Source organism: Paenibacillus sp. FA6, from assembly GCF_051550225.1.
In the GTDB taxonomy this organism is placed as follows: Bacteria; Bacillota; Bacilli; order Paenibacillales; family Paenibacillaceae; genus Paenibacillus_AQ.
Window position 1 is genome coordinate 1,716,536 of the sequence record NZ_CP188820.1, and the last position, 20,069, is coordinate 1,736,604.

Sequence of the window (20,069 nt, forward strand, 5' to 3'; positions counted from 1 at the left end):
ATAATATAGTTGTGGCGGCACTCGGACGATTGTAGTCCGGGTGCCATTCATTATAGATAGGAGGAAAAGACTCGTGCAAAACCCTATTGTAGAAGTAAGTCAAAAAAAAGAGAGAATTACTATTCAATCCTATTTCAAAGGAATAATAAAACACATTATTCGTGATAGACAACTTTTACTTCTTTTTATCCCATGTATTATTTTTTATGCAGTCTTTCGCTATGGTCCATTGTACGGTTTGATTATTGCCTTTAAAGATTACAATGTATTCGCAGGTATTATGGCAAGTGAATGGGTAGGACTAAAGCATTTTATTAAATTTTTCGAGAGTCCTGATTTTTGGAAATTATTTAAAAACACACTTTCTCTTGGTTTCTTTTCATTGATATTCAGTTTTCCATTCCCGATCATATTAGCAGTTTTACTTAATGAAGTAAGAATGCTCAGATTAAAGAAAGCAATACAAACGGCCAGTTATCTTCCGACTTTCTTATCTGTTGTTATTATCAGTAGTATGATCATTGATTTCCTCTCACCAAACAATGGATTGATCAATCAAGCTATTACTTTACTTGGATTTGAGAGTAAATACTTCCTAATTGATTCCAATTGGTTCAGACCCATTTATATAATTTCCGAAATATGGACAAATACAGGTTATGAAGCAATCATATTCCTAGCAGCAATCGCTGGAATTAGCCCGACATTATATGAGGCAGCCAGAGTGGATGGAGCTAGTAGGTTCCGTATGATGTGGCATATTACGCTTCCAGGTCTTCTACCGACGATTCTTATTATGTTCATCCTGAAAACAGGATCTATGATGCGTATAGGTTATGAAAAGGTATTACTACTTTATAACTCGATGACCTACGATGTAGCCGATGTTTTCTCTACATTCGTATATCGAAAAGGTTTACTTGAATCGAATTTCAGCTATGGGGCCGCAGTTGGATTGTTCGAAGCATTGGTCGCTATGGTAATGCTATTATCAGCTAACCAAATTAGTAAAAAGCTTGGGGGTAAAGGACTATGGTAGGAGAACGTAAATTATCCTTATTCGGAATATTTAACACCGTAATACTCATTTGTGTAGCCATTGCAACCATTTACCCTATTATTTATATTACTGCAGTATCTTTGAGCGATACGGCTAGCGTTATACAGGGTAAAGTGTTTCTATGGCCAAAGGGGATCAACCTCGATGCTTATAAAGACGTTCTAATGGATAAAAAAATTCCGAGAGCCTATTTTAACACGATCTATTATACGGCATTAGGTACTGTTATTAACTTGTTTTTCACTTCAATAGCTGCCTATCCATTGTCCCGACCTAACTTTTTTGGTCGTAAGTTCTGGATGTTCGCCATTGTCATTACTATGTTCCTACAACCAGGTATCATTCCGAACTTTCTAATTGTACAACAGCTCGGTCTAATTGATTCTGTATGGGCATTGGTACTCCCTAATGCGATTTGGACATTTGAACTCATTATTCTGAAGAGTTTTTACGAGAACATGTCTGATCAGATTCGAGAAGCAGCGGTTATTGACGGTGCATCCGAACTCAGAATCTTATTCAATATTGTTATCCCGCTTTCCAAACCAGCTTTGGCATCCATTGGACTATTCTACTTCATTGGACACTGGAACAGTTTCTTCATTCCGATGATTTATTTGAACGACCAAACGATGTATCCATTACAGGTCGTATTAAGAGGTATGTTGATATTCAGTGATGGCAACGGTTCTGGTCTTGTCGATGCAGCAGCGCTGGCTCCGCAAGCGAAGAAGAACGCTACCATTGTTCTGGCTATGATACCCGTGTTGATGATTTATCCGTTTGCGCAGAAGTATTTCGCTAAAGGGGTTATGTTGGGATCAGAGAAAGGTTGAGGAGTTGAGTAGTTAGACGTAGAATATGTGGATACGCATTATGAGCAGCAGGAGATGACTAACTTATGAAACGACTAATTACGAACTTAGGTGTATTGCAAATTTTTTTCTCGTTACTGTTTGTCATTTCTATTATGTTTGTATCCACTTATTTCGTCTATCGCAACTCTATTTCTGGCATTTATGAGAAGGTCAGCGAGAACAATGCTTTAGTAGTGAAGTCCGTTGTTCAATCGTTTGATAATGATTTCACCACTATCAATAATATCATTACAACGATCGATAACATGCAACCTTTTAACAATTTGGGAGCATCCGCGGACGGTCGTATGGATATGAGTAAGGTGTACACGCTAGTAGATAATATTTCTGGGCTTGTTTCGTCGATCGATTTCATTGAAGAAGTCATCGTATTTTACGAAGATACGAACTTGGCTATCACGTCTAAGGGGACTAGTAGTTTTGATTTATTGTTCGAGAACAAGTATAAACATGAGATATACAACGCCAATTATTGGAGGACATATTCACTTACCAAGCATAGTTTAAAAGTGTTTCCTGCGGAAAACTATCTGACTCAATCGGGAGATTCGAAGAAACCCAGGAGTAAGAAACTGTTAGTCGCGATAGGTGGAAACAAGTTCCAAATGTCCAAAAAAAATGTGATGATCATCGTCGACGTGGCAGCATTAATGAGCCACGCGAATCAAAAGTCAATGATACCTGGTGCTTCTCTTATCGTACTAGACCAAAATAAGAATGTTATCCTTAGTACGGAACCGAATTGGGATCTTGTTGAAGTATTGAACGATGTCTACTTCAATTCCACTCAAGAAGCTTCTTTAACTCGGGGGGATTATGAATACAATTTCCATAAGTCTGAATATAATGATTATATTTATATTGATAAGGTTCCATATCAATTTCAGAATTTGGATTCAGTAGCAGAAGCCAACTCTTTGATTATGCTATCAGCTATTATTTCCGCTATCATATTATCCTTTTTTCTAAGTATCTATTTAAATCGACCTGTGAAGAATATTCTTCGCTTGCTCGGTGGTGGAACCAGTAAGGGAAATGATTTCCGTAAAATTTATAGCGGTGTTATGAAGATCCAATCGGAGAATGAGTCGTATAAAGATCAGCTTTCGTACGCCGAAGCAGAATTACGTAGAGGGGTATTCTTGCAATCTTTAGATGAGTATACACACTTCAAGGAACACGATATTTTACTACAAAAATATGATCTTGATTTCTTTCGAGATAAGCATTTTATTATGGCGATGATTCAAGTTAGCGAAAAAGAACGTGATTATGGCTTTTCCTTACCTGTAGAAATGATTGCAGAAAACCTACAAAGTAGCATGAAGCGAGAGTTGATTGAGGGACATGTGTTTTATGTTGCTAACGCTCAGTTTATTGTAGTCATCGGAGAAAATGATCCGAGACAGAGGGATCAGTTAATGAAGCGCTTAAATTCTTTTATTATGCGTGCTGAGAAAGAAGAATTTATGGGTTATACGTTATGGACTTGCGTGAGCAAGATGTATACCTCTGAGATCAAGAATTTCAGACGTGCTCATCGAGATATCATTAACGGATCGATTTACCGAAATGTGAACGATAAAGTTAAAGTGATGGATGCTGAAGAAATACGTTACGTATGGAGTATCCATTTACCTTTCGAGGATATGGAGAAGCTATCCAATTACGTACTAAGTGGGAAAGATACGGAATGCATTCAAATTATTAAAGAAATCATGAAGGAAAATATCGATCGTAATATTCATCATCATCAGTTCGTTCATATTGCCAAAACTATTTTTTTCTACCTGCTGAAATATGTCGGTGGTTCTGGGAATACACTCCATGAGCTATATGAGCTGGAGAGCGATTTCTATCGAAAGGTTGATCATGCTCAAAATTATCAGGATGTAGAGACTGCCTTAGTAGAAGTAGTGAGACACTTTGCGACCCAAAGTAAACAAGAGCAAACGAGTAAATTAAATCCTGTGTTTATTTCTCAATATATTGAAATTCATTACATGGAGAATATGTATTTAGATTACATAGCTGAAGTGATGGGAACTTCTCCGAAGTATTTCTCGAGTTATTTCAAAAAGACGTTTGGCGTTAATTATGTCGAATATGTCAATAAAGTAAGACTGTCACACGCCAGAGAGTTATTGAAAGATACGAATCTCACGATCGCTGAAATTGGAGAAAAGATAGGTTATCTAAACGCCTCCACCTTCACGACCACCTTTAAGAAATATCTAGGCGTATCTCCAAGCGTGTATAGAAACACAGAGCGATAATTAAAATTGTTGGGAGGAATTATTAATGCGATACATCACAACACAATCAGGGAAAATTATTATAGCGGAAAAGGATAAACCGCAACTTCCATCTGGACATGTACTTATTCGCACAGAATATTCGGCAATCAGTCCAGGTACAGAAATGAGTTATGTTAGAAAGGCTTCTGAAAAAGCGGTCACCATTGGGTACAGCGCAGTTGGAATTGTAGAAGAAGTGGGCGAAGGTGTTGATGAACTACTGCTTGGTCAACGCGTGGCTTGTTATGGTGTTCCATATGTCCATCACGCGGAGTGGTTAGCTGTCCCAACCAATTTGACTGCTGTCGTCCCTGACCACGTATCGCCTGAAGAGGCTGCATTCGCGGGTTTGGGTGCTATTGCGATTCATGCGCTACGGGTTGCCGATCTTAAATTTGGGGAATCTGCGATCATCGTAGGTCTAGGCATACTAGGGAATATTATAGCCCAGATTTCGAATGCTTCGGCGTACAGAACGTCGGGTACAGATCTGAATAGTGAGCGTACTGCCATGTTAAGGAAACAAGGGCTGACTCATATGTATGATGAGGCGTCACAGTTAGCAGAACGACTGGACGAAGTGACCGGCGGTGTTGGTGCTGATGCCGTTATTCTCTGTGCAAGCGGGCCAGGCGAACAGTTGATTAATCCGGCACTAGAATGGATTAGGCTTCGTGGGAAAATAGTCATCGTGGGAGACATCACCATGGAGTATTCCAGAGGGCTTATGTTTGGAAAGGAAGCCCAAATGCTTATCTCTCGTGCGGGTGGTCCAGGTAGGTATGATAAGGGGTACGAGCAAGAGAATCATGATTATCCAATTGGTTACGTGCGTTGGACGGAAGGTAGAAATATTGGAGAATATATTCGACTGTTAGCGGAAGGGCGTATTTCTGTCAAACCACTTATTACAGATATATATCCACTAGAGCGTGCGGCAGAAGCCTATGCCAATTACGAGAAACCTACGACAACGATAGCAACACTCATTAAATACTAGGGAGCGGTCAAATTTGAAAATTGCTGTATTTACAGTGCATTCGATGTCATACTCACCTGCAACGAATGCAAAGATATTCTCAATGACGGAGCTTGAACAGTGCGAAATGAATCAATGGGATGCCATTCTTATTATTGGATCTAATCTCATCGATGAAGAAACGACTCTCTCTACACATACACTAGTGAACTTATGGGAATATGTTAATCGGGGTGGCGTGTTATACACAGAACTTATTGAAGCCTTCGATTTCTCTAGCTCGCGTCTACTGGGCTGGAAGCAAGATTTCGCTAAGACACGACGTACGGTGGAGAAGCTTCGCGTAAGCCTGGAAGGTGAACAACTCACCAAGGGCGCATTGTTGGAATGGTCTGGTGCAGTTGCTCATGGGTTTCCAATAAATACCGAAGCGATCTTGGATTTCGGCTTATTTCAAGATACGCATATAAGCTTGGATGAACAAGCCTCCGTCTATCCGGGATTACATTTCCATGAGATTGGAGCCGGTAGGGTAGCCTACGCGGCTTTTTCCCTATTCTCTAATGAGAAGCCTGAAACGCTAAGACCTTACTCTCTTTGGGAAAATGTCATATTGACTTTAAGTCAAAAAACAGGCATACCTTTTGTTATTTGGTCGAAGGTGATCGAGACTTCTGGATCCACTATCCCTCGGGAGGCTGTTGTTAATAATATAAGTTGGTTCCTGAATTCTGGGATCCTTCCTGCTCTCGATGGAGGCGAAGGAGTTTACGAGAATATTCATTCGATCACAACGAAGCTATCTAAGGATCTAAGACCGGATTGTCATGCGCACACAGCGCTGATGCTGTATCTATACGGGAAATGGCAACAAGATGACAATTATTTGGAGTCATCTGATCGAATGCTCCAGTATTTATTCGATCATGGCTATCAGGACTTGGAATTGGAATCTCCTTCGTATGGATTCTTTAAGTGGTATGACAATCCAGGCGAGTACCCAGATCAGATGTTCACGGATGATAACGCATGGGTTTGTTTTGTCTTGTTGTATTTGTATCGACAAACAAACAATGAATCATATCTAGAACATGCACTTCCATTAGCAGAAGCTCTTTTGGCAACTCAAAATAAAGATGGTTTGCGACCGGAAGTACTGAAACGTGAACAATTGATTGAATTTGGTCGTGAAGGAGCTAAGAAGCTTCCAGAAAATAAAAATCCGCACTTCCAGAGTATTACTCATGCGGCATTTATTCAGACTTATCTGGTTACCCAGCGGAAGGAATTTTTGGATGTGGCCATGAAAGGCTCGTTATATCTACTGAAGCAGTGGGACGAACTCGAATTTATGTATAGCCGAACATCAGGACTTAGTCGATTTCTACTTCCATTAGGATTTCTCAGCCGATATGACGATTCAGGTGAGATCGATCAAGGTATTGAACGGATTGTCGATTATTTACTTTCTTGCCAAAGCCCGCTTGGGGGTATCGAGGAAACGGATAACCCGGATCCCGAACGTTTCGGTAAAGAGGATGCGGGCGTATTCATCCATAATGGAGAGGGCATTGCCGATCAATTATATACGAATAATTTTCTGCTTATGAATGTATGGGAGCTATGGAAATCTAATGGTGACAACGTTCACCGTGAACTCTATGATTCTCTATCGGACTATATGTGTCGGATCCAAATGATCAGTCAAGAAAGTCGATATAGCGGAGGTTGGATGAGGGCATACGATCTTCGAAACGGTGAATATTTCGGGAATAACGGAGACACTGGTTGGGGGCCGTATTGCATGGAAAGTGGATGGACGAATGCGATAACGACATCCGGCTTATTATTAGGCCTATTAAATGAATCTATATTTGAATAGGAAGGGGATTATTTAATGACGAGACATCTACATGCAGATATTGTCGTGATTGGGGGAAGTACAGGAGGCGTTGCAGCTGCGTTAGCCGCAGCAAAGGCGGGGAAACACGTCATATTGACGGAAGAGACAGATTGGATTGGCGGACAATTAACAAGTCAGGCTGTTCCACCTGATGAACATCCTTGGATAGAACAGTTCGGCTGTACAGCTAGCTACCGAGAGTTCCGACATAGGGTAAGGGAATATTACAAGCAGCATTTCCCTGTACTTCCAGCTGCAAGGTCAAAGGCTCATTTCAATCCCGGAAACGCACTCGTTAGCAGCATCTCTCATGAACCAAGAGCGGCACTCGCGGTTCTGCGTGACATGATCGCTCCATACGTTCATAACGGAAGTCTTACGTTACTCGAGAAGTATCTACCTGAGAGTGCAGATACCGAAGGTGATCAAATACGTGCGGTTACGCTACGTAATGTAGATACAGGTGAATTCATTGTTCTAACAGGGGATTATTTCCTAGATGCGACGGAAGAAGGCGATCTGTTACCTCTAGCGAAGGTGGAATATGTTACGGGCTCTGAATCTATCTCACAGACAGGAGAACCGAGTGCGTTGCAAGGGCCCGCTGATCCTTCCGATATGCAGGCGATCACTTGGTGTTTCGCTATTGATCATATAGAAGGAGAGGACTTCACGATCCAGAAGCCTGATCAGTATGATTTCTGGAGGGAGTATCAAGCGGATTTCTGGCCGGATAAGCAACTCAGTTGGATGGGGCTCGTTCCTCACACGTTGGAACCTGTGCGCTATAGCTTTTTTCCAGATGGTAAATCCTTCTCGTTGTGGAAATATAGAAGGTTGATCGATCATACACAATTCGCTGAAGGTGCCTTTGACAGTGACATCACGGTCGTGAATTGGCCGCAAAATGATTATTGGCTAGGCCCAATTATCGACGTACCTGCGGAAGAACGTGCTAAACATTTGGAGAACGCCCGTCAGTTAAGTTTGTCCTTGTTGTATTGGATGCAGACGGAAGCACCTCGTCCGGACGGTAAAGTGGGATACCCCGGTATTCGATTGAGATCAGATGTGACGGGTACCTTGGATGGTTTGGCGAAAAAACCGTATATAAGAGAATCACGCCGAATCAAGGCGGAGTTCACCGTATTGGAGCAACATATTAGCCCAAGTTGTCGTCCAGATGGAAAACCAGAGCGCTATGAGGATTCGGTTGGTATTGGCTGTTATCGAATCGATCTTCACCCGAGTACAGCGTTACGTACCTATGTTGACGTATCCAGTATGCCCTTTCAGATTCCAATGGGTAGCTTGATTCCGATTCGAATGAATAATTTACTTGCAGCTTGCAAAAATATTGGCACAACCCATATCACGAACGGCTGTTATCGTCTTCATCCCGTGGAATGGAATATTGGAGAAGCTGCTGGCTATTTGGCCGCCTATTGTGTGGATCAACAGCTTACCCCGAGGGATGTACGTAACGACCAGGTGAAGCTAAAGGAGTTTCAAAATTATTTGGTAGCTAAAGGTATCGAATTAGAATGGCCACAGACTCATGCCGTATAAGAGGAAGTTCAAAAAGTCATTTTTTGAACAGTTACTATAAGAAAGAAGGGATAGTCATCTATGAATAGTCTAATCGCTAAGAATGGTCTTGTTGTATCTTGCCAAGCATTATCTCATGAGCCTTTACACGGTTGTCAACATATGGTAGCCATGGCTAGAGCAGCTAAGGAAGGCGGAGCGATAGGAATTAGGGCCAATAGTCCGGAAGATATCGCTGCGATCCGAAGTGAGGTAGATCTGCCAATTATAGGTTTATGGAAAAAAGATTACGACGGTTTTGATGTATACATTACGCCTACAGTGGAAGATGCCGTTGCTGTTTATGAAGCCGGGGCGAGTATTGTTGCAATTGATGCGACAAATCGTGCTCGTCCAGATGGAGTGGATCTGCAGCAGACGATTGCTGTTCTTAAAAATATGGGCATCCCAGTTATGGCAGATATATCAACCTATGAAGAAGGATTGATGGCTGCGGAATGGGGCGCGGATTACATTTCCACTACATTATCTGGGTACACCCCTTATAGTCTAACTAGGCTTCCGAATCTAGAGCTCGTAAGTCGACTTTCACAGGTCCTTACCGTACCGACAGTTGCAGAAGGTGGGATTAGCACACCAGAAGAAGCTGGAGAAGCCTTACAATCTGGAGCGCATTTCGTTGTGGTTGGATCTGCTATCACGCGCCCGCAGTTAATTACGGCGCAATATGTATCAGCTCTACAGGATGCGAAGTAAGGTAAGGTGTTGATGAAATCGCAGAGGTTACACGTGTTCCCGTCTATGCAGAGAACGATGTGAATGTGGAGGCTATTGGAGCAGCTATACTACCATTATTGCGTCATTATAAAACTAGAGATGTATTGATTCATCTCTAGTTTTATTTAATACTGGGTTGGGGATGAAGCCCACTTGAACATAAATTTATTTTACTATATAATGTGCTTGATATAGTTGCATTAAAAGACGGAAGTAATAGAGATCAAGAAACAGCATAACTGTTCTAAAGGAGTGGTATTGTATGAGTACAGCAAATCGTGGAGTAAACATTGGGCCTCCTCGTTTTAAAATAGCCGTTCACTCGATCGTTTGGTTAGCTAAAAGCGGTAGCATTTTATCGAGTGCCATGATCGCAGATCAGGTTGATTCGCACGCAACCTTTATGCGTAGAGTGATGCAAGCATTAGCGGTCGCAGATATCGTTGAGTCCAAGGGTGGAAGAGAGGGTGGCTATTCCTTACGGAAACCTGCAGATCAGATTACGTTAGGTGAAATTTACTCCGCTGTTAGTGCAGAGCAAGTGGAGCCTGAAGTTGACGTTGATTGTGGAGTAGCAGCTGAACAGCTGGATGTGGAATTAGAGAAGATCCTCATTGAAGCTGAACAACAAACGATTGATTACTTACGTAAATTTACTATTGCGGACGTCATGAATCGTGTCGAATTTTTCATGATTTAAATAATTACTGCAAGGTACTAGTCAAACGCCTAGTAATCAATTATGATGTGCTTAAAGAAGTTGCAGTTCAGACTGCGCTTTTATTTTAAGCTAATATGTGCCTTGTTCAGTTGCATATATAGCGACAAAGGAGAGATTCAAAGTGGATATTGTAACATTCATTTTGCAAGGTTTACTGGCACTTATATTTCTGATGGCCGCTTTTGGTAAAATAACGGGGTCCAAGATGCATGTCGATGGCTTTAATCATTGGGGACTACCTCAGTGGTTCCGAGTTGTAACAGGTCTTGTTGAATTGATCGGAGCGGTTGCACTGATCATTGGCTACTGGGATCCAAGTTGGACAGCTGCAGGTGCGTTGTTGCTTGGCGTGACATCTATTGGAGGAATCTTGACTCACGTTCGTGTTAAGGATTCGCTGAAACAAACGTTTCCAATCATACTTTTCGGCGTTTTATCTTTTGTAGTATTCTTCATTCGCTTATCCGACCTTAGCAATTTTCCTGGATTTAACTAATTCGTTAGAAAAAAGTAAATGAACATCTAATAGACCAAGTGATATAACGCTTGGTCTATTAGATGTTCATTTCAAGATTTAATATGATCCCTGTTAGTTCGAGGAACTTTCCTTCTCTGCAGAAATAATTAAGAACATAGGTCTTCGATTCTCATCTTGCATCAGTGGATCACTATTCAACAGTTCATCTGAAGGCATAGGTTCCTTAACGGCTTTTATTACAAATCCAGCCCCAATTAAGTCATTCATATAAGTAGAGATTGTCCGATGATATTTCGTAACATCTTCGCCTAAGAATGAAGTTTCTCGTAATCCTTCGGATTGATAATGATCGACGGGCCAATGGAGGCGATTTCCTTGATTATCAACATGCCAATCTTGTTCATTTCGAGAGGTAAATATAGGATGTTCCACTGAAAAAATGAAGGAACCTCCTGGCTTCAGATAATCATGCACCTTTTTGCAAATGACCTCAAATGATTCGATATAGTGAAAAGCTAATGAACTGATCACGACATCGAATTGTGAATTTGAAAATTCGATGTCTTCAATGGGCATTTGTACATATGAAATGGCAGGATCATCTGTTTTTTCGCGTGCCTGTTGAAGCATTTTTTCAGATATATCTACTCCAATCACTGAACTTGCATGTTGTTCCCGAGCAAATAGACAATGCCAGCCGAAACCACATCCTAAATCCAGTACAATTTTATTCCTTAACTCTGGCATTAATGCTTTTAATACATGCCATTCTCCCGCACCTTCAAGTCCTTTGGTTGAACGAGCCATTTGCTTATATGAAGAAAAGAAATTTGGATCATCATATTTGTTTTGTTTCATTAGGTATGCATCTCCTATATTCATCTCTGTATATTTCTTTATTCACTATACTAATGGTATAGATATTAGTCTACTCTCTTGGGTTTTCGAGTCAGTGCTTGGCACGAAACAAACGTGAAGTCCCTATGTTATAATGTAATCAATTGTATTGAAACAGCTACTAACTATGGAAGCAGGTGTCATCGCATTGAAAACAGTCGTCGTGATTGGTGGGGGAGTGACAGGCTTATCCACCGCTTACTATTTACAGAAATCTATACAAAATAACAACTTGGACGTGAACATTGTACTGGTTGAATCCAATGACAGACTAGGCGGAAAGATCAGAACATTGCATGAGGGAGAATTCATAATGGAGTCGGGTGCTGATTCCATTGTAACTCGCAAGACGAATGTCGCTCCTCTGATTGAAGAGCTGGGTCTTCAGGATGAGGTTGTATATAACGCAACAGGGACATCTTATATCTATACCGAAGGTAAGCTGAAACAAATTCCGAGGGATTGTGTCTTTGGAATACCGCTAAGTATCGAGTCACTTGCCAAGACAGAACTGATCTCAGCCGAAGGAAAGGTCGAAGCTCTGAAAGATTTGTACACTCCGAATGACACGTTCACGAAGGATGACTCTGTTGGTGAATTTCTAGAAGCTTTCTTAGGTAAAGAACTTGTGGAGAAGCAAATATCGCCGGTCCTCTCAGGAGTCTACTCTGGAAAATTGGAAGATCTAACGATTGCATCAACGCTTCCTTATTTAATCGATTATAAGAATGAATATGGAAGTATTATTCAAGGTCTATCAGCCAATAAGGCGACTTTCCAAGGAAATGGCGATAAGAAGTTCATGTCTTTCAAGGATGGAGTATCTACATTGATTGACTCTATGGAGCAGCATTTATCTGATACTGAGATTATCAAGGGTATTCAAGCGGAACGGGTTGAGAAGAACGGAGATCAGTATCGTGTAACTCTTGCTGATGGTCGTATCTTGGATGCCGACATGGTTGTACTAGGAACAATGCATTCTACAGCACAAGCTCTGCTTCAAGATGAGCAACTGAATGAAGATTTCAATCAGTTATTGAGCAGTTCTCTAATCAGTGTCTATCTAGGATTCGATATCCCTGACAGTCAACTTCCAGCAGATGGCACAGGATTTATCACAGCCAACAGCGATGATGTGAAATGTCATGCCTGTACTTGGACAAGCCGCAAGTGGGAGCATACATCAGAACATCAGCGATTACTCGTTAGACTCTTTTACAAGAGTTCAGGCCCTCATTATGATACGCTGATCAAGCTTTCAGAGGAAGAACTGCAGCAGGTGGCTCTGCAAGACATTCAGAACAGCCTTGGTATTACGGGGCAACCTATAACCTACGATGTGATGAAATGGCATAATGTGATGCCGAATTACCACATTCGTCATCATCAGATTGTAGAGTCTCTTGAGAAAAAGATGGCTGATAGCTATCCTAATGTCATCCTCGCTGGATGTTCATACTACGGTGTAGGTATTCCGGATTGTATTGCAAACGGGGAGAAGACAGCGGGGCTTATCCTTGAGAAGGTTAGGACAAACTCTAAGAACGATTAGCATCATTAATTTCTCGTGCGGGGTATTGACGATAAATGTTCATTGTGCTAAATTTAATGTATTCCAATCGTTTTAGTATGATATTAAGTCAGATAAGATGTAGCGCTCGCTAGTTAACTAGAGGCGTACGCCAACCGAGTTTACAATTCGGGTGTCGTGCGTCTTATTTTATTTCAACAAAAGAGAGGGAGTAGTTCATCGAAGACTGTTGGACAATAATTGATATTGAGAGGATGCTGAACATGAGTCAATCGATAATAGTTACGGAAGAATGGTTGAAGCGTATCAGAGAGCAGGTCATTGGTGTAGAGTATGGTGTTATTCAAATCACAATTCATGACAGTCAAATCGTCCAAATTGATCGAACGGAACGCAAGCGTTTCGACGTGGATAAATCCACCTCGATAGCCAATAAGCGCAAATGATACTCGTTGAAGGAATATTATGATAAATGAACAAGATTTTTATATCTATCAATGGCCTGATCTTGCTTTCTATCATCACTGTCTAAAGAGGTATCGCTTAAATCGAGGTATTTATAATACGATGGATCAATGGTTTCACGATAATGGCTATCCTGAAATACAACAAAGACGTATGGTGATTATTGAGTTTCTGGAATGTACGTCAATTGTGCATGTGAACGAACATTACAAGTATTTATCTTTTGGAAAAGGAAATTTAATGACCTTATTGAGTAGTTATGTATCGCAATGCGATGTAGTAACACAGATAGTTAAATAGTATTGACATAAAGGTATGGGAACATTATGATCATTAAATTAGTATTCACATCATATTACTTGTATTTATCCACCGGATAACCGGAGACAATTTTTTTGAACTTTGTCTCCGGTTTTTTTGTACAAAAAACCAAGATATCTAGGAGGAAATAAACATGCAATATCGTAAATTAGGGAGAACGGGCTTGAAGGTTTCAGAAGTAAGTCTTGGTACCATGGCCTTTGGACGTTGGATTGATGAGGATGCATCAGCCAATATTATTGATTTGGCACTTGATCATGGGATCAACCTGTTTGATACGGCAGACGTGTACGGAAAAGACCAGCCTGGCGATTCGGAGCGTATTCTCGGAAATCTCTTGAAAGAGAGAAGAAATGATATCGTTCTAGCTACGAAGGTTCATGGACGTGTGGGAGATGGGGTGAATGACGCAGGACAAAGCCGCTACCATATTATTCGTGCCGTAGAGAATAGCTTGAAACGTTTAAAAACGGATTATATCGATTTGTATCAGGTACACCGTTTTGATCCGGATACGCCGCTTGAGGAAACATTACGTGCGCTCGATGATCTAATTCGCCAAGGTAAGGTAAGATATATCGGTGCTTCTAATTTTGCTGCATGGCAGCTTGCTAAGGCCCATGGTATAAGCGCAGTACATAGCTTACATCGCTTTGAAAGCTTGCAGCCGGAATACAGTATTATAACCCGCAATATCGAGAAGGAGATTATTCCATTTGTACAATCGGAGGAAGTTGGAGTTATCGTCTACAGTCCGCTAGGACGTGGGATATTGTCTGGCAAGTATAAAGTCGGTGAGATTCCGCCTATTGGTTCACGTCTTGCAGCAGGAGAGAAAAGGTTGGAGGACCTCCTTCAGAAAAATGCAATTGAGCTGGCTGACGCGATTAGACCATTAGCAGAACAACGCGGACTTACTTCTGCCCAATATGCGTTATCATGGGTGCTTAGCCGTCCTGGTATTACATCAGCGATTTTGGGTGCTTCAAAGCCAGATCATATTACAGAGGCAGCTAAAAGCTGGCATGAACGATTGAACGAAGTGGAATTGACAAAGGTAGATGAAATTACGAATAATCTACAGCGTCCAATCGAGACCGTGCTTCACTAAGCAATAAATTTAACCATTCTGCGTAGTTATCGAGGATATCAGATCCTAGTTGATATCCTCCTTTTATTTTAGAAATAGTTAGGTTATGTCGGGAGGAAAATGTATGGCTGGAATACGAATCAATCACTTATACAAAAGGTATGGCAAAGATAAGCATGAGGTAGTGAAGGATTTCAATATGGAAATACACGACAAAGAATTCGTTGTGTTCGTAGGTCCCTCTGGTTGCGGAAAGTCGACAACTCTCAGAATGATTGCCGGGCTTGAGGACATTACCGAGGGTGAAATCTATATTGGAGACCAATTAGTGAATAAGCTTGCTCCGAAGGATCGCGATATTTCCATGGTATTCCAAAACTATGCCTTATATCCAAACATGAGCGTGTATGAAAATATTGCCTTTGGTCTTAGAATGCGCAAAATGCCGAAGCATGAAATTGATTTAGCGGTTAAGAATGCGAGTCGTATTCTTGAAATAGAAAGCTTCCTAAATCGTAAACCGAAGGATCTGTCAGGCGGACAAAGACAACGGGTAGCGCTAGGCAGAGCTATTGTACGTGATCCGAAGCTTTTCCTAATGGATGAGCCGCTCTCCAATCTCGACGCTAAGCTTCGGGCAACGATGCGAATGGAAATTAAAAAGTTACACCAAAAGCTGGGTACAACCTTCATATTTGTTACTCATGACCAGGTTGAGGCTATGACGATGGCAGATCGCATTGTCGTCATGCGAGATGGAATCATACAACAGTGTGACACGCCTGAGCTCATTTATTCGAAACCAGCTAATACGTTCGTGGCTAGCTTTATAGGCTCCCCACAAATCAATTTTATTAATGGACTTATCCAGGAAAATCCGCAAGGTGATTTGGAGTTCCAGACGAATCGTTTCAAGCTTAAAGTACATGAGACAGTAGAGGAAGTATTACGAAAACATAACCAAGTCAATAAAAAGATTATTATGGGCATTCGACCTGAAGGTGTTAATCTCGAAAGCTTGTTCTCGGAAACGGTTATTACCGGAACCTATCATTACAATGAGCTTATGGGCGCGGATCGCTTTCTTTACCTAGATATCGGACAGGAAAAGATGCTGATTGCACGTGTCGACCCACTCGTTCGCTTGAATGAAAATGAAAAAGTGAAAGTGGAGCTTGATATGTCTAAGGCACACTTTTTCCATAGAGATACTGGAGAACGTTTCGCAGAGTAAAGGATGCTTATGAGGGAGGAGGCTCTAGCTATGAAAAAAACAAGGATATGGATTAGATTTAGCGGAGGCATACTGTTGGTGGTTTTGTTACTCTCTTCTAGAGCAGCAATCCAATTGGCATCAGGCGAAACCTCTGAGACGAAGGTAGTGCCTGAACTTCATTCATCATTTAATTACGAGATTGATCCTTATTTCGGAGAAGTGCTGGCGGGCTGGAAGGAGCAGGATCTACCAAACGCAACAGCCTCCGTCACCGTTGATGCAGGGAAACCCTCAAAAGGTTCAGGTGACGAGGGGATAGTAACTGGAGACTATGAAGGGAAATCAAATGTGCTCATTTGGAATACCACCGGTCTGAGTTGGGTGGAATATCAAATCGACGTTCCCAATGATGCATTGTACGAGATTCAAGTATCCTACCATGCGCTAAAAGGTATTGGAGGGAAGGGCGCCATTCAGTTCGGGGTTACGATAGATGGTAATAGACCGTATCATGAAGCATCTTCCGTATCTTTATATCGCTCATGGGAGGATGTTCGTCCTATATTAACTAATTCGGATGGTGACGAAATTCGACCAAGGTCGCTTGACGTATCAGAGTGGAGCCAAGATCCGTTCATTGATTCCGGAGGAGCTTATTCACAGCCGTTACAATGGCATTTCGAGGAAGGTACACATACGATTCGATTGGAAGGTTATGGACCAATAGCGCTTGAATCCATTCAAATCGTTCCGAGTGAAGCGATAGCTACCTACGAGGAGTTGGCTGCTAGCTACGACAATGTTCATGTCACTGAGGGTGAAACCTTAACCCTGCAAGCTGAAGATTTTACTTCCAAAAACGATACTGCGATCAAGCTGTATTCTGATAAAAATTCACGTACCGTTCCTCGTTATAAAGGTAGAACTCTATACAACACCGTAGGTGGACTCCGCTGGATTGAACAGAACCAAGAGATTACTTGGACTGTTGAGGTGCCGGAGACGGGAATGTATAAAATTGCATTTCGAGCCTTGCAAAACACGATAGCTCAGAAGACATCCTTTCGTACGATCCGAATTGATGGAGTAGTACCGTTCAAGGAGCTATTGGCTTACAGTTTCCCATATTCGACAGGTTGGAAGGGTAGGGTGATTGGTGCAGATGACGAAAGCCCTTATCTCTTCTATCTTGAAGAGGGAAAGCATTCATTATCACTGGCCGTTACCCATTCACCCGTCAAATCGATCATTGTGGATATTGAGGCTCTGAACGCACATCTCGATTCCATTGATTGGGACTTGCGTACGTTAACAGGAACAACGACAGGATCGACGAAGACGGTGTTGGATCGGAACCGCACTTGGAACATGGAGCAGGATTCACCTGGATTAACAGACAGGCTATTGCTAGCTGCCGATGCTATGGAGGCCCTATCGTCGCAGCTTGTGAAGGTGAACGGAAATAAGGATTCCATAAGTCAAGGCCTCGTTACATCAGCCAAGGATATTAGAGAGCTGAATGAGAAGCCGGAAGAGATTCCATACCATATTGATGAGATTTCGTCGATGAGGGAGAAACTCGGTACTTTTATCGATTCGCTGGTGAAGCAGTCCTTACAGCTTGACGAGATTTACATTATTCCAAAGAATGCAAAAACACCTCGTATGGAGTCGGCCTTCTTTAATAATGTAAAGGGAAGTCTACAAAACTTTTCCTACTCCTTCGATACGAGAGATAATTTGAGCGAGCTTGATACAACTAAATTAAATATTTGGGTTCAACGAGGCAGAGATTATGTCGATCAATTGCAACAGCTAGCGGATGAATCCTTTACGCCAGAAACGGGCATTGAAGTGAAGGTGAATCTGCTACCAAACCCTGAATTGTTGCTTATGTCTAATGCTGCAGGGGTTCAGCCTGATGTTGCCCTTGGGCTGACGCAGGATTTGCCTGTTGATTATGCCATACGTGGCAGTACAGTGGATTTATCGCAATTTGATGATTTTGAAGAACTGTACCCTAGGTTTAGTCCAGGTTCTTGGCTTCCGCTTCATTATAATGGCGGTTACTACGGTGTGCCGGAGACACAATCGTTCCAGGTTCTATATTATAGAAAGGATATTTTGCAGCGACTGGGACTAGACATTCCGGAAACATGGGATGATGTGTATGATTTGCTACCGACACTGCAGCAAAACTTCATGAACTTTTACGTAAATCCTAAAGAGTTTACTCATTTCTTTTATCAAAATGGTGTTGAGTTCTATGAAGCTGATGGTGTGAATTCAGGATTGGATACGCCTGAGGCATATCAAGCCTTTAAGCAATGGACCGACTTGTTTAATACGTACGCGATAGAACGAGAGGTTCCGAGCTTTTATCAGCATTTCCGCAAAGGAACAATGCCTATTGGCATTTCGGATTACAACATGTATGTACAGCTCTCCGCAGCAGCGCCAGAATTAAATGGCCGTTGGGGTATTGCCCTTATTCCTGGGACGAAGCAAGTCGACGGTACGATTAGCCGCTGGGCAGGAGGGGGACAACGGACAGGTGTGATTTTTGAAAAGTCGGAGAAGAAGGATGAAGCTTGGCAATTTTTGAAATGGTGGCTTTCGACCGAAGTGCAGGAGCAATATGGATCGGATTTAGAAGCGGTCAACGGTGTAGCTTTCCGCTGGAATACGTCCAATGTTGAAGCCTTCATGCAACTTCCGTGGAAAAAGGAGGATGCCAATGTCATTCTGAATCAGTGGAAGTGGTATAAGGATATTCCTAACGTGCCTGGCGGATATTTTCTGGAACGAGAGACGAATAATGCTTGGGTTCGGTCTGTCGTAGGAACAACTAATTATATGTCCTCGCTTGAGCAAACCGTAAGGGATATTAATCGAGAGTTGCATAGAAAGCAAGAAGAATTCGGGTTTATTGATTCAGTGGGCAATAGATTGAAAACATTAGACATCCAGGCTGTAGATACTCCGTGGGAAGGAATTGACCGCTATGTGGAGTAAAATATGGTCTTTCCGAATTTCGTATTTGTTCATTGCGCCTTTTTTATTATGTTTTATAGCTTTTATTGTCACTCCAATCTTAGCAGCAGTTGGTTTAAGTTTCACGTATTATAATGCAGTCGAGCCACCGCGCTTTATCGGTTGGAGTAACTTTCAATACTTAATTGCGCAGGATCTGCTATTTCTGAAGCATGCTTTGCCGAATACGTTCAAATTCGCAATTATTGTTGGACCTGGTGGCTATGTAGCGGCATTTCTACTCGCTTGGCTGATTTCGAGGCTTCGTGGCGGTTTTCGTAAATGGATTGCTTTAGCCATGTATACACCATCGCTTACGATCGGTATTGCCATGACGATTATTTGGCTACCGATGCTTACTGGAGATCGAATTGGATATTTGAATAGTGTGCTGTTGAATTTAGGAATCATTGACGTTCCGATGCTATGGATAACCAGCCCCGAGCTATTAATGAATTCCATGATTGCAGTGACGTTATGGTCTAGTATGGGCGTAGGATTTCTAGCGATGCTAGCCGGTATTTTAAATGTTGATACGGTACTCTATGAAGCCGGTAGAATTGATGGGATCAGAAATAGTCTGCAGGAACTTTGGTTTATTACGATTCCTTCTATGAAACCACAAATGCTATTCGGAGCCGTTATGGCTATCGTCACAACCTTTAAGACCGGATCGATTGGTGTAGAGTTATCTGGCCAGAACCCAACACCGGAATATGCGGGGCATTTGATCGTTAATCATATTAATGATTATGGATTTATCCGATTCGAAATGGGTTATGCAGCAGCAGTATCCGTGTTTCTTCTATTAATCATGTATTTTGCGAACAAGCTAAGTTGGGGATTGTTCGGTTCGAAGGAGGAATAACTTG

Annotated in this window: 17 protein-coding genes; 16 read left to right on the forward strand and 1 reads right to left on the reverse strand. The window is 41.8% G+C overall.

The features are described from left to right. The first annotated feature begins 115 nt into the window (after positions 1 to 115). The 9 genes from ACP8HI_RS07925 to ACP8HI_RS07965 all read left to right on the forward strand — a co-directional run bounded on the left by ACP8HI_RS07925 (position 116) and on the right by ACP8HI_RS07965 (position 10,659). Positions 116 to 1,039, forward strand: a complete 924-nt coding sequence (locus tag ACP8HI_RS07925; RefSeq protein ID WP_438351748.1) for an ABC transporter permease — start codon at positions 116 to 118, stop codon at positions 1,037 to 1,039. Continuing rightward, positions 1,033 to 1,896, forward strand: a complete 864-nt coding sequence (locus ACP8HI_RS07930) for a carbohydrate ABC transporter permease (RefSeq protein WP_438350566.1) — start codon at positions 1,033 to 1,035, stop codon at positions 1,894 to 1,896. Before ACP8HI_RS07925 ends, ACP8HI_RS07930 begins: the two co-directional genes overlap by 7 nt. A gap of 65 nt (positions 1,897 to 1,961) precedes the next feature. Then, the gene (locus tag ACP8HI_RS07935; protein ID WP_438350567.1) at positions 1,962 to 4,214 is read left to right on the forward strand and encodes a helix-turn-helix domain-containing protein; all 2,253 of its coding nucleotides are present in this window, start codon (positions 1,962 to 1,964) and stop codon (positions 4,212 to 4,214) included. 25 nt (positions 4,215 to 4,239) lie between these two features. After that, on the forward strand, positions 4,240 to 5,235 hold the full coding sequence (locus tag ACP8HI_RS07940) for a zinc-dependent alcohol dehydrogenase (RefSeq protein WP_438350568.1): 996 nt from the start codon (positions 4,240 to 4,242) through the stop codon (positions 5,233 to 5,235). A 13-nt stretch (positions 5,236 to 5,248) separates the two neighbouring features. Then, a complete protein-coding gene (locus ACP8HI_RS07945) occupies positions 5,249 to 7,096 on the forward strand; it encodes a hypothetical protein (protein WP_438350569.1) in 1,848 nt (615 codons plus the stop codon). Between the two features lie 15 nt (positions 7,097 to 7,111). Then, the gene (locus ACP8HI_RS07950; RefSeq protein WP_438350570.1) at positions 7,112 to 8,686 is read left to right on the forward strand and encodes an FAD-dependent oxidoreductase; all 1,575 of its coding nucleotides are present in this window, start codon (positions 7,112 to 7,114) and stop codon (positions 8,684 to 8,686) included. A gap of 60 nt (positions 8,687 to 8,746) precedes the next feature. Beyond that, positions 8,747 to 9,421 carry an N-acetylmannosamine-6-phosphate 2-epimerase gene (locus tag ACP8HI_RS07955; protein ID WP_438350571.1) on the forward strand — a complete coding sequence of 225 codons (675 nt, stop codon included), beginning with the start codon at positions 8,747 to 8,749 and terminating at the stop codon, positions 9,419 to 9,421. A 283-nt stretch (positions 9,422 to 9,704) separates the two neighbouring features. Continuing rightward, positions 9,705 to 10,142: an RrF2 family transcriptional regulator gene (locus tag ACP8HI_RS07960; protein WP_438350572.1), complete on the forward strand. Its 438-nt coding sequence runs from the start codon at positions 9,705 to 9,707 to the stop codon at positions 10,140 to 10,142. A gap of 142 nt (positions 10,143 to 10,284) precedes the next feature. Further along, positions 10,285 to 10,659, forward strand: coding sequence for a DoxX family protein (locus ACP8HI_RS07965; RefSeq protein ID WP_438350573.1), 375 nt, complete (start codon positions 10,285 to 10,287; stop codon positions 10,657 to 10,659). 93 nt (positions 10,660 to 10,752) lie between these two features. Here ACP8HI_RS07965 and ACP8HI_RS07970 read toward each other — a convergent pair whose 3' ends face one another. Continuing rightward, entirely contained in the window at positions 10,753 to 11,499 is a 747-nt protein-coding gene (locus tag ACP8HI_RS07970; protein ID WP_438350574.1) for a class I SAM-dependent methyltransferase, read from the reverse strand. A gap of 187 nt (positions 11,500 to 11,686) precedes the next feature. Here ACP8HI_RS07970 and ACP8HI_RS07975 point away from each other — a divergent pair, with 187 nt between their 5' ends. The 7 genes from ACP8HI_RS07975 to ACP8HI_RS08005 all read left to right on the forward strand — a co-directional run bounded on the left by ACP8HI_RS07975 (position 11,687) and on the right by ACP8HI_RS08005 (position 20,065). After that, positions 11,687 to 13,093: a protoporphyrinogen oxidase gene (locus tag ACP8HI_RS07975; protein WP_438351749.1), complete on the forward strand. Its 1,407-nt coding sequence runs from the start codon at positions 11,687 to 11,689 to the stop codon at positions 13,091 to 13,093. Positions 13,094 to 13,335: 242 nt separating this feature from the next. Next, positions 13,336 to 13,518 (forward strand): YezD family protein, encoded by a 183-nt coding sequence (locus ACP8HI_RS07980; protein ID WP_438350575.1) that lies wholly within the window; start codon positions 13,336 to 13,338, stop codon positions 13,516 to 13,518. Between the two features lie 19 nt (positions 13,519 to 13,537). Then, a complete protein-coding gene (locus ACP8HI_RS07985) occupies positions 13,538 to 13,837 on the forward strand; it encodes an RNA-binding protein (RefSeq protein WP_438350576.1) in 300 nt (99 codons plus the stop codon). A 154-nt stretch (positions 13,838 to 13,991) separates the two neighbouring features. Beyond that, complete coding sequence (locus ACP8HI_RS07990) at positions 13,992 to 14,969, forward strand: aldo/keto reductase (protein WP_438350577.1); 978 nt, start codon at positions 13,992 to 13,994, stop codon at positions 14,967 to 14,969. A gap of 103 nt (positions 14,970 to 15,072) precedes the next feature. Further along, positions 15,073 to 16,182 (forward strand): ABC transporter ATP-binding protein, encoded by a 1,110-nt coding sequence (locus ACP8HI_RS07995; protein WP_438350578.1) that lies wholly within the window; start codon positions 15,073 to 15,075, stop codon positions 16,180 to 16,182. A gap of 30 nt (positions 16,183 to 16,212) precedes the next feature. Then, positions 16,213 to 19,179, forward strand: a complete 2,967-nt coding sequence (locus ACP8HI_RS08000; protein ID WP_438350579.1) for an extracellular solute-binding protein — start codon at positions 16,213 to 16,215, stop codon at positions 19,177 to 19,179. Then, positions 19,169 to 20,065 (forward strand): carbohydrate ABC transporter permease, encoded by an 897-nt coding sequence (locus tag ACP8HI_RS08005; protein ID WP_438350580.1) that lies wholly within the window; start codon positions 19,169 to 19,171, stop codon positions 20,063 to 20,065. The genes ACP8HI_RS08000 and ACP8HI_RS08005 overlap by 11 nt, the downstream gene beginning before the upstream one ends. Positions 20,066 to 20,069 lie beyond the last annotated feature (4 nt).

What these genes read in the sequence shown, in the direction of transcription:
- ACP8HI_RS07930 (WP_438350566.1), top strand. Translation starts at nt 1,033, where the DNA reads ATGGTAGGAGAACGTAAATTATCCTTATTCGGAATATTTAACACCGTA.
- ACP8HI_RS07935 (WP_438350567.1), top strand. Translation starts at nt 1,962, where the DNA reads ATGAAACGACTAATTACGAACTTAGGTGTATTGCAAATTTTTTTCTCG.
- ACP8HI_RS07940 (WP_438350568.1), top strand. Translation starts at nt 4,240, where the DNA reads ATGCGATACATCACAACACAATCAGGGAAAATTATTATAGCGGAAAAG.
- ACP8HI_RS07950 (WP_438350570.1), top strand. Translation starts at nt 7,112, where the DNA reads ATGACGAGACATCTACATGCAGATATTGTCGTGATTGGGGGAAGTACA.
- ACP8HI_RS07955 (WP_438350571.1), top strand. Translation starts at nt 8,747, where the DNA reads ATGAATAGTCTAATCGCTAAGAATGGTCTTGTTGTATCTTGCCAAGCA.
- ACP8HI_RS07960 (WP_438350572.1), top strand. Translation starts at nt 9,705, where the DNA reads ATGAGTACAGCAAATCGTGGAGTAAACATTGGGCCTCCTCGTTTTAAA.
- ACP8HI_RS07970 (WP_438350574.1), bottom strand. Translation starts at nt 11,499, where the DNA reads ATGAAACAAAACAAATATGATGATCCAAATTTCTTTTCTTCATATAAG.
- ACP8HI_RS07980 (WP_438350575.1), top strand. Translation starts at nt 13,336, where the DNA reads ATGAGTCAATCGATAATAGTTACGGAAGAATGGTTGAAGCGTATCAGA.
- ACP8HI_RS07985 (WP_438350576.1), top strand. Translation starts at nt 13,538, where the DNA reads ATGATAAATGAACAAGATTTTTATATCTATCAATGGCCTGATCTTGCT.
- ACP8HI_RS07990 (WP_438350577.1), top strand. Translation starts at nt 13,992, where the DNA reads ATGCAATATCGTAAATTAGGGAGAACGGGCTTGAAGGTTTCAGAAGTA.
- ACP8HI_RS07995 (WP_438350578.1), top strand. Translation starts at nt 15,073, where the DNA reads ATGGCTGGAATACGAATCAATCACTTATACAAAAGGTATGGCAAAGAT.
- ACP8HI_RS08000 (WP_438350579.1), top strand. Translation starts at nt 16,213, where the DNA reads ATGAAAAAAACAAGGATATGGATTAGATTTAGCGGAGGCATACTGTTG.
- ACP8HI_RS08005 (WP_438350580.1), top strand. Translation starts at nt 19,169, where the DNA reads ATGTGGAGTAAAATATGGTCTTTCCGAATTTCGTATTTGTTCATTGCG.